Source organism: Actinomyces oris, assembly GCF_001937665.1.
In the GTDB taxonomy this organism is placed as follows: Bacteria; Actinomycetota; Actinomycetes; order Actinomycetales; family Actinomycetaceae; genus Actinomyces; species Actinomyces stomatis.
The window spans coordinates 1-14,111 of the sequence record NZ_MSKL01000042.1 but is presented as its reverse complement, the minus strand read 5'-3'; the positions used below and the strand labels follow the sequence as shown (position 1 = coordinate 14,111).

Genomic DNA, 14,111 nt, shown 5'->3' with positions numbered 1-14,111 from the left:
GTTGTCCGGCTGCCTGGTAAGCACTGGCGAGGTTATTGCGCGAAGTGAGGGTGTGGAGGTGGTTAGGACCTAGTATATGGGTGCGGCTGTCGAGGACCTGCTGGTGCAACTCGATGGCCTTGTAGAGTTTGCCTGCTGCTCGATAGACTTCGGCGAGGTTATTACGTGTGGTGAGGATGTGAGGATGATTGGGGCCCAAGGTGTCACTCGCGTGAGTAATAGACTCAGTGAGAGTAAGTGCCAACTGAGGTATTCCGAGTTGGTCGGCATACCCCAGTGTCGTTGTGATTGCTGAAGCGAAGGCAGGATCAGAAAATAATGAGCAAGAGTAGTCTTGCGATGCGACAGAACGTATTTGTTCGACGAGATTGCGCACCTCTTCTCGCTGCTTTTCAAAATTATCTAGCGACTCTATCTCGATCTCGTTGAGGGTGGTTATAGTGTACATACATGCTTCGTCGATCTTCTCTTGGTTGCTCAGATAGGTTTCGTGGTAAACTTGTCTTTGGAGGCGGTGAATAATGGTCTTGTCGCCGTCGGTGGATTCTTGAAGGATAGATGATCTCTTCAGGAATGATAGGGTGTCTCGAACTCTGTCGGAGTCATCGTTGAGCTCGAGGAGCCAGTGGGTTGGCACTCCGGAAGCGGCAAGAAGGGATAGTGTATCGAGGAGAGATATAGCGATCCTCTCCTGTTGAGGATGTGTGGCTCTGAGCTGCTCCAAAGCCTGTTCGTACGCCACGAACAGTGCGACGCTGACGGCATCCGGGTAGTCATCGCCCTCGAGGCGGCTAATGCTTGACTCGAGCGGGTGAGTATTCAACCTCTTGAAATACTCTGATAGGGAATAGTGTCCCCATGTGGCTGTTGCGGCCGCTTGAGTCACCGCGACAGGCAAGTCGCCAAGCGCGTCCGCGATCCGATCTGCCGCATCACGGTGAGTATCGCCAGTGCGCTCGCAGAGAAGAACAATCGACTGCTCTCGTTCAAAGACGCCAACTGGCAACGGCAGCCATCCCAAACTGCCCCAGTCAAGGTGGCGCGTCGTGGTGACGATGACCCGAGTTCCGCTGCCCTCGGGAGTGAGACCCTTCAGGTCGTCGAGATTCTCGATGTTATCGAAGACGAAGAGACGATCCGCCGCATCTGCCGAGCGCACCTGATCCAGGAAGCGTTGAACGATAGTCTCCGGAGGGATGTCCTTCGGTGCGTCGATACCGATTCGCAGTGCAAGTTCGTAGAGGTCGGCAACAAGCTCCTTACGTGTGGTCGCGTTGATCCAGGCGACTAGGGGCCATTCCTCCTCCTCGCATCTGGCCGCAACGGCAGCGGCCAGCTGTGTCTTGCCACTTCCTCGCATCCCCGTCAGCACTGCACGAGGCTCGGCGCGAGTGAAGATGGCGTTGAATAGCTTGTCCTGCCCTTCTCGCTCGATGAAGCCCGCGGTGACCATGGGGCGGCTACCGAAGCGAATCCGTGTGGGCGAAGCAGATCGTCCGTGCGGGATTGCGCTATGGATCTCCTTGATATCCGTCGCCATAGCCCCCAGCAGTCCGTGAGTTTCTGCCTGCCCCTCCAACAGCTGTTCTTGCCCGGCAAGTAGCTGCTCCTGGCCTGCGAGCAGTTGCTTGAGTGCGGCGATGTCGAAGACCCGTGAGCCCGGCGCGCGATAGATGAACTCTTTGGCGACGATGCGGGTTAGGTCGTTGAAGAAAGGCTCGGCTGCCGCCTCGATGTTTCGGCGGCGGCCGGCCGTCCGCCGTCGGAGGTACATCTCGAAGCGATCCGGGAACCGCACCGCCTCCAGGATTGTGGCGTCGTCCCCGCTGAGCTCCTTGAGCGCCACCTCCATCTCGGTGACGGCTCCAGCTAACGCGGAATAGTCAACCTTTTGGTGCCGCTCGCTGGCGTCATCGACCTGTTTCTGAAGTCGGGCCTTGATGGACGCCTCCAGCGGATTCTCCTCGGCTCCTCGCCCCTGCAGCAGGCTCCACATGCTGCGCCACGCGTTGAGAGCCTCGCCAGGCAGTGACGCCGCGTTGCCCCATGAAGGATCAACGGCCACAGCGGCTCCGCGGATGAGCAGCCCGGTGATGCTGGCGGACAGGACAGCGAGGGAGAAGGGGTCGGCCATGCCACTATCGTACAAGCGGTCAGCAGGGCTGGAACCGGATTTTTACGGCGTCTGGAATAGCTTGTCCGCGTCCTCGATCCTGCCTGCGGCGCGATAGGCGCTGGCGAGGTTGTTGCGTGAGGTGAGGGTGTGGGGGTGGTAGGGGCCCAGGGATCGTATGCTGTCTTTGAGAGTCTGCCGATGCAGGGCGATGGCTTCGTTGAGCCTGCCGGCCGCCTGGTAGGCGCCGGCGAGATTGTTACGTGAGGTGAGCGTTACGGGGTGATCGGGCCCCAGGGTGCGGGCGCGGTCGGTGAGGGTCTGCTCGTGCAGGGGGATGGTGTCGTGGAGTCTGCCGGCTGCCTGGTAGGCGCCGGCGAGGGTGCTACGTGAGGTGAAGGTGTCGGGATGGTCGGGGCCCAGGAGGCGGGTGAAGTCGTCGAGGTTCTGCTCGAAGAGGGAGATGGCCTCGTCGAGTCTGCCCGCTGCCTGGTAGGCGCCGGCGAGATTGTGCCGTGAGGCCAAGGTTCCGGGGTGGTCGGGGCCGAGGAGACGGGTGCGGCCGTCGAGGTTCTGCTCGAAGAGGGAGATGGCCTCGTCGAGTCTGCCCGCTGCCTGGTAGGCGCCGGCAAGATTGCTACGCGAGGCGAGGGTGTCGGGGTGGTCGGGACCCAGAATGCGGGTGAGGTCCTCGAGGTATTGCTCGTATAGGGAGATGGCCTCATCGAGTCTGCCCATGTCCCGGCAGGTGCCGGCGAGATGGTTGCGTGAGGCGAGGGTACGGGGGTGGTGGGGGCCCAGGATACGGGCGGAGTCCTGAAGGTTCTGCTTGTACATGGCGATGGCGTCGTCGAGCCTGCTCGCATCCCGGTAGACGTCGGCGAGGTTGAGACCAGAGGCCAGGATGCCGAGGTCGTCAGGACCCAGGATGCGCATGACGTCGTCGAAGATCCGCTCGTACAGGGGGATGGCCTCCTCGAGCCGGCTCGCATCCCGGTAGGCGGCGGCGAGGTCGTCGCGTGAGGCGAGAGTGCTGGGATGGTCGGTTCCCAGGATGCGGGTGGAATCCTCGAGGACCTGCTTGTACATGGCAATGGCTTTGTCGAGCCTGCCGCTCGCCCGGTAGGCGCGGGCGAGTTCGTTGCGTGGGGAGAGGGTGTGGGGGTCGTGGGGGCCCAAAGTGTCGCAGACCTGGGTAACGCAGTCAGTGAGGGTAAGGGCTATCTGCGACATCTCAAGGCTGGTTGCGCATTGCAGTGTCTCGGCGAGCTTTGAAGACACCTGTGGCTCAGAAAACAATGAATGAGAATAGTCCTGTGATGTGACTGAGAGTAGCTGCTCGATGAGATTGCGGGTTTCATGCCGCCGCTGTTCAACATTCTCTAGTCGGTCTACGTCCATTCCGCTGAGAACTGTTGTGGCGGACGTACGTGCCTCACCGGGCTTCTTCTGGTTGCTCAGGTAGGTGTCCCGATAAACGTGTCCCTGGAGGCGGTGAATAATGGTCTTGTCGCCGTCGCTGGATTCTTGGAGGATGGAAGTGCTCTTCAGGAAAGACAGGGTGTTGCGTGCGTCGTCGGAGTTGTTGTCGAGCCTCAAGAGCCAGTGAGTCGGTACTCCGGACGCACCCAGGAGGGACAGTGCGTCAAGGAGCGATATGGCGATCCTCTCCTGCTGAGGGTGCTTGGTGCTGAGCTGCTCCAAGGCCTGTTCATATGCCATGAGCAGTGCGATGCCGACGGCGTCAGGGTAGTTATCACCCTCGAGGCGACTGATGCGTGACTCGAGCGGGTGATTGCTCAGCCTGTCAAGGTAGCCGGATAAGGTGCATCCACCCCCTTTTGCTGTCGCAGCGGCTTGGGCGATGGCGACGGGCGTGTCGCCAAGTGCATCCGCGATTCGGTCAGCTGCGTCGCGGTGAGTGTCTCCGGTGCGCTCGCACAGGAAGGTGATCGACTGCTCCCGATCGAAGGCGCCAACCGTCAACCGCAACCACCCCAGGCCCTCCCCGTCGAGGTGGCGCGTCGTAGTGATGATGGTCCGAACTCCGGCGCCCTCGGGGATGAGGTCTCTCAGGTCGTCGGGATTCTCCACGTTGTCGAAGACGAAGAGACGGTCCGCTGCCTCTGCTGAGCGCAACTGATCCAGGAGGCGCCGAACAATGACCTCCAGGGGGATGTTGCTCGGCGCGTAGATACCGATCCGCAGCGCGAGCTCGTAGAGGTTGGCAATGATTTCCTTGCGCGAAGCCGCATGAATCCATGCGACCAAGGGCCAGCCCTCCTTCTCGCACCTGGCCGCAACCGCTGCGGCCAGCTGAGTCTTACCGCATCCCCGCATCCCCATCAGAACTGTGCGGGGCTCGGCGCGAGTGACGACGGCATGAAAGAGGTCATCCTGCCCTTGCCGCTTGACAAAATCGGCGACGATCATGGGGTGACTGCCGAAGCGAATTAGCGTCGGAGAAGCGGATTGGCCGTGTGTGATCATGCTATGGATCTCTCTGATGTCCTTAGGTGTTGTCCTCAGTGGCTTATGAGTCTGTGCTTACCCCAGGAGGTGCCGTGCCGCCTATCGTACAAGCGGACGGCAATGCAGAAGCAGGATTCGTGCGGCGTCGGGGATCGACGCCGAGAGGCACAGAAATCGTGTGGGGCAACGGATTCTTCCGTTGCCCCACACGAAGACTAATGCCGTCGGTGAAAAGGACTCCGTCAGGCGGCGATGGTGCCGGCGGAGACCAGGGCGATGATGATCAGGCCCAGCAGCACGCGGTAGACGAGGAAGGAGGTGAACTTGTTGGAGGACACGAAGCGCAGCAGCCAGGCGATGGTCGCGTAAGCGACGATGCCGGAGACGACGGTCGCGATAATGGTGGGCGTCCAGCCCACGGTGTTGCTGATGGTGCTGGCCTCGGTTGCTGCCTCCAGCAGCCCGGCCGCGACCAGGGACGGGATGCCCATGTAGAAGGACAGACGCGTAGCCGTCACCCGGTCGAACTTGAGGAACAGGCCGGCGGAGATCGTCGCCCCGGAACGGGAGATGCCGGGGAAAACCGGGGAGAGGGCCTGGAACGCACCGATGATGAGGGCGTCCTTGACGGTCACGTCCTTCATGCCCTTGCTGAGGTTCTGCTGGTGGTCGGCCAACCACATGGCCCCCGACCAGATGATGAGGGCCCCGGCGATCACCCACAGGGAGCGGACCGGTCCCTCAATGAAGTCCTTGAACATCAGCCCGACGACGGCCACCGGGATCGAGCCCAGGATGATGCCCCAACCGAGCGTGTAGTCGGGGTCCTGGCGGGCCTGCCTGTTGCTCAGGCCCTTGAACCAGGCGGTGACGATGCGGACGATGTCGGCCCAGAAGTAGATGATGGCCGCGAGGATCGCACCCACCTGGATGACGGCGGTGAAGGCGGTCATGCCCGCGGAGTTGATCTCGTAGCCGAGCAGCTTCTCGACGATGTTGAGGTGCCCGGTGGAGGACACCGGGAGGAACTCGGTGATGCCCTCGACAATGCCGAGGAGGACGGCGTGCAGCCAGTTCAAAGGGACTCCTGGGGTGGATGGATGGTGGACTCACGGCAGGTTACCGGCGCACAAGGTGGGGAAACGGCCGGGTCACTGTGGTACCCGCCGCAGCGGTGGCGGTTCAGCCGCGCGGCGACGCCGGGTCAAACGCCCAGTTCTGCGGCCGCGTATAAGTTTGTGACCCTTTTATAACGTTGGATGCGTGGCAAGTCCAGCCCGTGTGATCCCGGCGTGTGGCTGCGGGTGGTCGGCTGCGGCTGCGCCTCACTCCATGACGAGGTGCGCTGCGTGCTCGCGCAGGTACTCACGCAGATAGGGGGCGGCGAAGTCGACCTTGCCGTAGCCGGCGGTCTTGATGATCCCGGCGGCGAGCAGCCGGTTGCGGTAGACCGACACGTAGTTGACAGGGCGATCCATGCGTTCGGCGATGTCGGCGATCTGTGAGGGGCCGTCGTCCTTGGCCATGCACACGAGCATGGTGCGGTCGACGTCGGACAGGTCGCGTAGTGCCGGAGCATGAACCAGGTTGCCGAGGCGCAGTCGGGCAGCGGTCGTTCCTGCGGCGACTGATGGCTGGGTCACTGGGCCATCGCCACTGTGCTTCCACACCTGGTACCCCACGAGCTGGATCATGAATGGGTAACCGTCGGTCGCGTTCGCGCACTCCTGGGCCAGGTCGTTGCTCAACGCCTTCGCGCCCGTGTCGAAGGTCGACTTCAGGGCCTCACAGACGTCGTCGATGGCCACCTCACCGAGTTCTATCCGCTCGGCTCGACGCAGGAAGGTGGTGATGTCGTCATTGAGGAGCTCCTCAACGGCTTTGGGGAGTCCTGCCATGAGCAGGCCGATGGGAGCCCCTTCGCGAATGAGGTGCTGCACCTCTGCGGACAGGGCTCGCAGTTCCTCGCGCGGAATGGCATGCACTTCGTCGATCGTGAGCAGCAGGCCGGTGCCGTGCTCCGCGAGCCACTGGGTCAGTGCTCGCGCCTTCTGCCGCCAGGAGGGCTCAGGAGCAGGTGCGTGCTCGAGTGTTGCGCTACCGCCTCCGAGCGGTGTGCTTAGGCTCAAGGAGGTCAACCGTGAGCGCTCCTTGCCGGCGAGCTGCGATAACTGGCGAGTGAATTCGGCGGCGAGGCGATCCATGAGTCCCTCGCGTGCGGTCTCATCAACGACCACCCAGCCGCGCTCTCGTGCCGAGTCTCCCAGTGCGGTGAGCATGACGGTCTTCCCGACGCCCCGAGCGCCAGTGATGAGCTCCAGGAGTCCGGGTGCTCCGGGGCCGTCATCGAGGCTCTCCAGAAACTCCTCGATGACGCGGTTGCGGCCAACAAGTAAGGGAGGCGTTGCGCCCGCTGTGGGTTTGAAGGGGTTGGCCATGCGTGATCGTCTCCACTTTTGCGCGTTTTAGATCTTTTAGATCTTTTATAACTTCAGGGCGTGCTGAGTTCCAGTGATGGGAGGTGAAGGCTCGGCTGGCTGCGGCGACTCAGTCCGTCTCGGCGCTCAGGTGGTGCAGGGCGACGTCGTGCAGCAGCGAGTTCGTGGCCACCGCGTTGCCCCCGAAGGGGCCGGGCTCGCCGTCGAGGGAGGTGAAGCGCCCACCCGCCTCGGTGATGACGGGAACGAGTGCCGCCATGTCGTAGAGCTCGAGCTCGGGCTCGGCGGCCAGATCCACGGCGCCCTCGGCCACCAGCATGTAGGACCAGAAGTCCCCGTAGGCGCGGGTGCGCCAGCACGACTGCATGAGCCCCAGCATCCCGCGCAGACGCTTGGTCTGGGCCCACCCCGACAGCGAGGAGTAGGACATCGAGGCCCGGGTGAGGTCGTCGACGCCGGACACCGACAGCCGCCGCGCCGAGCTCAGTGAGCGCCCGGTCCAGGCCCCGCCGCCGGACACGGCCCACCAGCGCCTCCCCAGCGCGGGGGCGGAGACCAGTCCGACGACGCACTGGCCGTCCTCGATGAGGCCGATGAGCGTGGCCCACACAGGCACGCCCCGCACGAAGTTCTTGGTCCCGTCGATCGGGTCGATGACCCACTGACGTGAGGAGTGCCCGGTGGTGGGCAGCTCCTCGCCCAGGACGGAGTCGCGTCCGCGTGCCCGCCCCAGCTGCTCGCGGATGACCCGCTCGGCCTCCTTGTCGGCCTCGGTGACCGGGGTGAGGTCCGACTTGGTCTCCACGGTGAAGTTGCCGGCGTCGAAACGGGCCTGGGTGAGGCTGTCCACCTTGTTGGCGATCGTGTGCGCCAGGTGCAGGTCGTCGCGCCACCGCCGCTGCTTGGCCGGGGGTGCCGTCACAGCGGGCGGTGCCGCTGCCGGTGAGGGCGCCGCGGGCGGTTCCGGAAAGACGGGGCGTTGTGGGCGGGGAGTCTCGCTCATGGCACCACGGTAACGGGGGAGTGGGCTCGGTGAGACCCCACCGTTGTCGGGCGCGCCACCGGGTGGGCCACCAGAGGAGCGTCGAGTCGTTATCCCGCCTTGAGATTCCGAACTGTGTGAGCAATGCGGAGGAGAGGTGGTTTTTTATCGTTATATTGCGGAAGAACGGCGTCGGTCATCATGTGGATAGGCGCCTTCGATTTGGCGGCCTGTTATTGGTTCGTTACGCTGACGAGTATGACCCAACCCGGGAGGCTCAATGCAGCATAGTGCCGGTTTTACCAGGGATGACGTCGTCACAGCGGCCCTTGAGATCGGTGTGGACCGGTTCACGATGGGCAAGGTGGCGCGTCGGCTCGGGGTGAGTGCGGCTGATCTGGGGCGCACCGTCAGCTCACGCGACGACCTGCTCGTGGCCTGCCTGGAGCGTGTGTCCGCCGACGTCACACTGCCTCCCACCGGCCTGAGCTGGCAGGACTACCTGCGCCAGCTCTCCGACTCGCTGTGGGACGTGCTCGACGCCCATCCCGGCCTGGACCACACCCTCATCAACCTGGCCTGGGCCTACGTGCCTTTCATGTCCGTGGCCAAGCGCGCCCACAACGCCCTCGTCTCCGGTGGTCTGCGCAGCGAGGACGCCTACCTGGCGCTCAGCTACACCCTCTCGACGGTTCTGACCGCCCACCAACAGGCGGTCGCCATGGCGGAGACCATCGAGTCCGACCGTCGGCCGGGTCAGGGCGAGCGAGGCATCGACGCCGCCACCCGCATGTGGGACGAGCGCTTCGGCGGCTCGGGCGCCGCCCTGGGGATGCGTGGGCCGCACGAGCTGCACGGCGGCGACGACGCCGACCGCGTCCCCTTCCGCCCTAAGGAGTCCTGGCTGGACCGCAGCGCGATGGCTCCCAAGGTGGAGGTCATCATCGGCGGCTTCTCCAGCCTGAGCGACGTCCTGTCCGCCTCCGGCGCCGGCGACCACGGCGCCTCACGGGGAGCATCCCCCGCATCACAGTCCAACGACACCAGGGAGTCCTCCGTGAACACTCTCGTTCTCGTCTTCCACCCCAATATCTCCGAGTCGCGGGTTAACAAGGCCCTCGGGGCCGCGGCGGAGTCGCTCGGCGGCAACATCACCGTGCGCTACATGTACGACATCTACCCCGACTTCAACATCGATGTGGCCACCGAGCAGGCGGCCCTGCTGGGCGCCGACCGGATCGTGCTGCAGTACCCCATGTACTGGCTCTCCTGCCCGCCCCTGCTCAAGAAGTGGCTCGACGACGTCCTCACCTTCGGCTGGGCCTACGGCTCGACCGGCACCGCCCTGCACGGCAAGGAGCTGCTTCTGGCCGTCAGTGTCGGCGGCGCCGGCAGCGCCTACGGCCGCGAGGGCGCGCACATCTACACGATCCACGAGTTCTTGCGGCCCATGCAGGGGACCTCGCGAGTCATCGGCACCAAGTACGCGGTGCCCTTCCTGTCGGTGGGTGCCCTGGAGATCACCGATGAGGCCATCGCCGGCCGTGCGCAGGACTACGCCGCGGTCCTCCAGACCCCTGAGCTCCCGCTGCTCGACATCTTCGGCTGAAGTTCCTGAGCGGTCCTGAGCCTTCTGGGTCCCTGCCGGCGCGATGACCGGCGGGGACCCGGCGTATCCATGGGGAGCGCCGTAGGATCTTGGCATGGTTGAGATCGTCGCGTACCGGCCGGAGCAGCGTCAGGCGCTGCTGGACCTGTCCCTGCGCGCCTGGGCCCCGGTGTTCCCGCTCATGGAGCAGGACGTGCCCGCCTTCGTCTACCACTCCTTCTACCCCGAGGGCTGGCGGCAGCGGCAGGTCGCAGATCTCGCCGAGGTCCTCGATGGTGAGCCCGAAGGCGTCGACGTCGCCGTCCTCGAGGGGCGCCCGGTGGGCTGGGTGTGTACCCGGTTGCACCCCGAGGACCGGATGGGGGAGGTCTATATCGTCGTCGTCGACCCCGACTACCAGCGTCGCGGCATCGGGCGGGCCCTCATGAACCACTCCATGGAACGGGCCCGGGCAGCGGGAATGGCCATGGTGATGGTGGAGACCGGCGGGGACCACGGGCACGCCCCGGCCCGCGCCACCTATGAGGGGCTCGGCTTCCAGCGCTGGCCGGTGGCACGCTACTTCAAGGACCTGGCCGACGGCGACTGAGACGCCCGTGAGACGCGCCGAGGGCCCCAGGCCGGTTCGCCGGTCTGGGGCCCTCGGACTTGTGGAAGCTGCGTGCCGGCGTGCTCAGCCGTGAAGCTCCAGGACGGGCAGGTCCTTGGACTGCAGGACGGCCGCGTAGTCCTCGGCCCGCTGAGTCAGGGCCTCATCGGTGATGGTGAGGGTCCCAGTGGTGGTAAAGGGCTTGAGGTAGGTCATCTGGACCATGTTCGCCGTCGCCTGGAGCGGGCGCAGCAGCTCGGTGATCGTGTAGCCGTAAGAGGACTCATGGCTGTAGGCGTCACCGGGGCCACCGGTGCTCACAGCCACCAGCAGCTCCTTGCCGGCCAGGGCCTTGCCGGTGGAGCCGTAGGCCCAGCCGTAGAGGAGCACGTCGTCCTGCCACTGCTTGAGCAGGGCGGGAGTGGAGTACCAGTACATGGGGAACTGGAGGACGACCCGGTCGGCGGTCTCCAGGGCGGCCTGCTCGGCGGCGACGTCGACCTTCTGGTCGGGGTAGATGTCGTACATGTAGCGCACGGTGACGTCGTCACCGAGGGTCTCGGCCCTGGCCGCCAGGGGCCGGTTGACGCGCGAGGCGGACATGTCGGGGTGGAAGACGAGAACGAGGGTCTTCATGAATGCTCCTGTTGTCAGGCGGTGATGGTGGGTGGTGCGTCGCTCGGTGGGGCGACGTCAACGACGTCGTGCCCTCCCACCAGATGCTACGCACCGTGGGCGCCGTGCGGGTGCGGACCGGATCAGGGCTCCAGGAGAACCTTGATGGCGCGGCGCTCGTCCATGGCCCTGTAGGCCTCGGGGGCCTCCTCCAGTGGGAGGCGCAGGGTGAAGACCTTGCCGGGGTCGATCTCGCGCTTGAGGATGCGGTCGATGAGGTCGGGCAGGAAGCGGCGCACGGGGGCGGGGCCGCCCAGCATGTTGATCTCGGCGAAGAAGAGCTGGTCCCCGGGCAGGGAGACGCCGTGAGCCACGCCCACGTAGCCGAGGTGCCCGCCGGGGCGGCAGGAGGCGATGGCCTGCATCATCGAGGTCTGGTTGCCCACGGCCTCGACGACGCCATGCGCGCCGTAGCCGCCGGTGAGCTCCTTGACCTTCGCGGCGCCCTCGTCGCCGCGCTCGGCGATGACGACGTCGGCGCCGAACTCGCGGGCGAGCGCCGCCCGGTCCTCGTGTCGGGAGAAGACGATGACCTTCTCAGCCCCCAGGGCCTTGGCGGCCAGCACCGCGGACAGGCCCACGGCGCCGTCGCCGACCACCGCGATGGTCTTGCCGGGACCGGCCTGGGCCGCCACGGCCCCGAACCAGCCGGTTCCCAGGACGTCGGAGGCGGCCAGCAGCGAGGCGATGATCTCGGGGTCCTCGGGCTTGCCGCCGGGAACGACGACGAGGGTTCCGTCGGCCAGGGCCACGCGCGTGTACTCGGCCTGGGTGTCCCCGATGAACCCACCGTTGGCGCAACGCGACTGGTAGCCGTCCTCGCAGATTTCGCAGGTGTTGTCGCTCAGGCAGAAGGAGCCGACGACGAAGTCGCCGACCTTGACGTTCTTGACCTCGTCGCCGACCTCGACGACGGTGCCCACGTACTCGTGGCCCATGGGGCGGGCCTCCTCCAGGGGGGAGATGCCCCGGTAGGGCCACAGGTCCGAGCCGCAGACGCAGGCGGCCTCGAGCTTGACGACGGCGTCGGTGGGTTCGATGGCGTGGGGGACCTCGCGGTCCTCGACACGGACGTCACCGGCGGCGTGCATGACGACGCCGCGCATGGTGGTGGGCAGGGTGGGTGCAGAAGCAGTCACAAGCAGTCCTCACATCAGTGCGGGTTGATACGTGAAGACTAAACGCGCGTCTCGACGCGGGTCCACCGCCTGGCAGGTTCTATCAGGGCTACCCAGTGGGGCTGCGGGGGACCGGCCTCGGTTCAGGGGGTGGCGTGATTCGGCCCGAGAGCGGGCGAAGACCGGTGCCGGCGAGCGGGCGGCGACGGTTGCGGACGATCACGGATGATCGCGCTCGGCCGAAGCCGGGCTGCGGGCGCTGCCGCTCCCTACCCGGCTTTGCCAGTTGATGCCGTGTCCCGGGTCTTGCGCGGTAACGGTAGAACCAGCGGGGTCCCGGTGAGAGGGTCGGAGATGACCTGGACCGCCAGGCCGAGGGCTTCCTCGATTTTCCGGGTCGGTGCTGGTTGGAATCTTGGTGACCTGAGTTGAGTGTGCTGCGGGCTGAGTGTCGGGCTACCCGTGGGGTGTCGTTTCGGTTGAGTGATGGTTGGTGGAGTCCTATGAGGTCAGGTGGCGGAGTGTGAGCGCGGCTCACGCAGCCACATCGCTTCTCCTCGACCTCGGACGCGAGCGGGCGGCCGCGGGCCAGGGTGACGCGAGGGTCGCTGAACTGCCCCTCTGGGGCGTGGAGGCTCCTGTGTCGCGGTTTTCCACAGGGTGGCGTCAAGGTCTGGTGTGGGGGCGTGTGGACGGGTAATGTCAATACACCACCTGGACGGGCAGCGTCGCCCGGCCAGGGGGTGCATGGAGTTGTTTCGGCGGCGAGGAGGCTTCCGTGATCAGTGCGTCCCTACGATCCCCCACACCCACAGGTGTACGGCAGCCAGCAACCAGCCCCGACCAGACGGCCCCACCAAAACGACACCCCATGATGCAAAGCCCTCAATCCCGCCTGGACCCCGACGGCTCCAGCGGGCACGCGGAGCAACTGGCTCTACGTGGAAGGCGGGAACGGTTGAGCGGGTCGGCGCTGTTGGGGCGCCGGGGTTGGTCTGGTGCTCGTCTCGGGCGCCGGAGGGGTGTGGCTGGATTGGTGGCGGTGTGTGTGCTGGCGCTGGGGGTGGCGGCCTGCTCGTTGAAGGATGCCGAGGCCGAGGCCAGCGCCAGCGCGAGTGCCAGCGCATCCGCGGCTATCGCCCGGGCTGAGAAGGGCGTCGCCGACGCCAACGCCTCGGCAAGCGCCTCCCGGGACGCTGCTCTGACCCCCGATCTCAAGGCCAAGCGCGACGCCGCCCTGGCAGAACCCGCACCCGCCAAGCCTGAGCAGATGAACCAGGAGAGCCCCGAGGGGGCCGCTTCCAGTGTTCGCTACTTCCTCGAGCTCTACCGCTACGCCTTCATGACCGGCAACACCACCGAACTAGCTGCCATGAGCGATGACCGCTGCAAGTTCTGCCAGTCCACTATCGATGACGCCAACGACATCCACAGCAAAGGGGGATGGGCAGACAAGTGGGATCAGGAAATCATCGAAATGACCTTCTATGAGAAGCTAAAAGGTTACGACTACAACAGAGTCAAGGTCATCGTCAACTACGGAAAGATGGCTTCATACTACGGAGATGGAAGTAATCCCACCACCTCTGAAGCAATAACTGGGCAGGAGGTGAACTTCGGAATTCGATACAATAATGGCAGATGGATGATTGGGGCTGTTGAGGTGGTTTCAAAATGAAAGCAAGATGCAGTATTGCCGCTGCTATAGTTTCGGTTTTACTTCTCGTGACCCCTTCTTTGAGGGCTGAAGAACAAGATTCCAATGCTCCTGGGGCGAAGTTAGGGGCGAGAAACGTCGATGGTGGCAGTCAGGCCTATGGCGAGGTGACTGAGACCGTTCCGCAGGAGGGGACGCCGGGTTCTGAAGAGCCTCCGTCTCAGGAGCGTCCGGCTGTGGTGGCCTCCGACCCGTCGATGTGGGATGAGAAGCCCCAGCAAAAATGCATGCCTCAGAAGGACGAATCCGGGCATATAAGCGACAAGTGCTACAACCCACCAAGCGACGGGCCTGCTCAACCCGCCGAACCCACCAACGGTGGTGGGCCCCGCACGATCACGATCACCACCCGCCAGGCGGCCACGCTCATCGCCTCCGGCTCGGGCATCACCCGTCAG

The 14,111-nt window shown here is 64.7% G+C and carries 10 protein-coding genes and 2 pseudogenes; 4 read left to right on the top strand and 8 right to left on the bottom strand.

All coding sequences use genetic code 11. From position 1 onward, the window contains the following. The 5 genes from BKH28_RS13065 to BKH28_RS13045 all read right to left on the bottom strand — a co-directional run. Window positions 1-2,134, bottom strand: a 2,134-nt coding sequence (locus BKH28_RS13065; protein ID WP_075419210.1) for a tetratricopeptide repeat protein, incomplete at its 3' end; no start/stop codon positions are given. 42 nt (window positions 2,135-2,176) lie between these two features. Beyond that, window positions 2,177-4,603 (bottom strand): tetratricopeptide repeat protein, encoded by a 2,427-nt coding sequence (locus tag BKH28_RS13060; protein WP_075419209.1) that lies wholly within the window; start codon window positions 4,601-4,603, stop codon window positions 2,177-2,179. Between the two features lie 224 nt (window positions 4,604-4,827). Beyond that, on the bottom strand, window positions 4,828-5,664 hold the full coding sequence (locus BKH28_RS13055; RefSeq protein ID WP_075419208.1) for an undecaprenyl-diphosphate phosphatase: 837 nt from the start codon (window positions 5,662-5,664) through the stop codon (window positions 4,828-4,830). Window positions 5,665-5,910: 246 nt separating this feature from the next. Next, the gene (locus BKH28_RS13050) at window positions 5,911-7,023 is read right to left on the bottom strand and encodes an ATP-binding protein (RefSeq protein ID WP_075419207.1); all 1,113 of its coding nucleotides are present in this window, start codon (window positions 7,021-7,023) and stop codon (window positions 5,911-5,913) included. A 109-nt stretch (window positions 7,024-7,132) separates the two neighbouring features. Then, window positions 7,133-8,026, bottom strand: a complete 894-nt coding sequence (locus BKH28_RS13045; protein ID WP_075419206.1) for an inositol monophosphatase family protein — start codon at window positions 8,024-8,026, stop codon at window positions 7,133-7,135. Window positions 8,027-8,285: 259 nt separating this feature from the next. Here BKH28_RS13045 and BKH28_RS13965 point away from each other — a divergent pair, with 259 nt between their 5' ends. Further along, window positions 8,286-9,614, top strand: a complete 1,329-nt coding sequence (locus BKH28_RS13965) for an NAD(P)H-dependent oxidoreductase (protein WP_178388895.1) — start codon at window positions 8,286-8,288, stop codon at window positions 9,612-9,614. A gap of 94 nt (window positions 9,615-9,708) precedes the next feature. Next, window positions 9,709-10,203, top strand: a complete 495-nt coding sequence (locus BKH28_RS13035; protein WP_075419205.1) for a GNAT family N-acetyltransferase — start codon at window positions 9,709-9,711, stop codon at window positions 10,201-10,203. 84 nt (window positions 10,204-10,287) lie between these two features. On the opposite strand, the gene BKH28_RS13030 is transcribed toward BKH28_RS13035, so the two are convergent. The 3 genes and pseudogenes from BKH28_RS13030 to fecE form a co-directional block, all read right to left on the bottom strand. Then, on the bottom strand, window positions 10,288-10,839 hold the full coding sequence (locus tag BKH28_RS13030; protein ID WP_075419204.1) for an NAD(P)H-dependent oxidoreductase: 552 nt from the start codon (window positions 10,837-10,839) through the stop codon (window positions 10,288-10,290). 122 nt (window positions 10,840-10,961) lie between these two features. Beyond that, window positions 10,962-11,984 carry a zinc-dependent alcohol dehydrogenase family protein gene (locus BKH28_RS13025; protein ID WP_075419212.1) on the bottom strand — a complete coding sequence of 341 codons (1,023 nt, stop codon included), beginning with the start codon at window positions 11,982-11,984 and terminating at the stop codon, window positions 10,962-10,964. Between the two features lie 281 nt (window positions 11,985-12,265). Continuing rightward, window positions 12,266-12,385: pseudogene (gene fecE / locus BKH28_RS13925) on the bottom strand (Fe(3+) dicitrate ABC transporter ATP-binding protein FecE); the annotation flags it as partial. 635 nt (window positions 12,386-13,020) lie between these two features. On the opposite strand from fecE, the gene BKH28_RS13020 reads away from it, so the two are divergent. Both BKH28_RS13020 and BKH28_RS13015 read left to right on the top strand, forming a co-directional pair. After that, window positions 13,021-13,674, top strand: a complete 654-nt coding sequence (locus BKH28_RS13020; RefSeq protein WP_256696078.1) for a DUF6318 family protein — start codon at window positions 13,021-13,023, stop codon at window positions 13,672-13,674. Beyond that, a pseudogene (locus BKH28_RS13015) lies at window positions 13,671-14,111 on the top strand (zinc transporter); the annotation flags it as partial. The gene BKH28_RS13020 and the pseudogene BKH28_RS13015, both read left to right, overlap by 4 nt.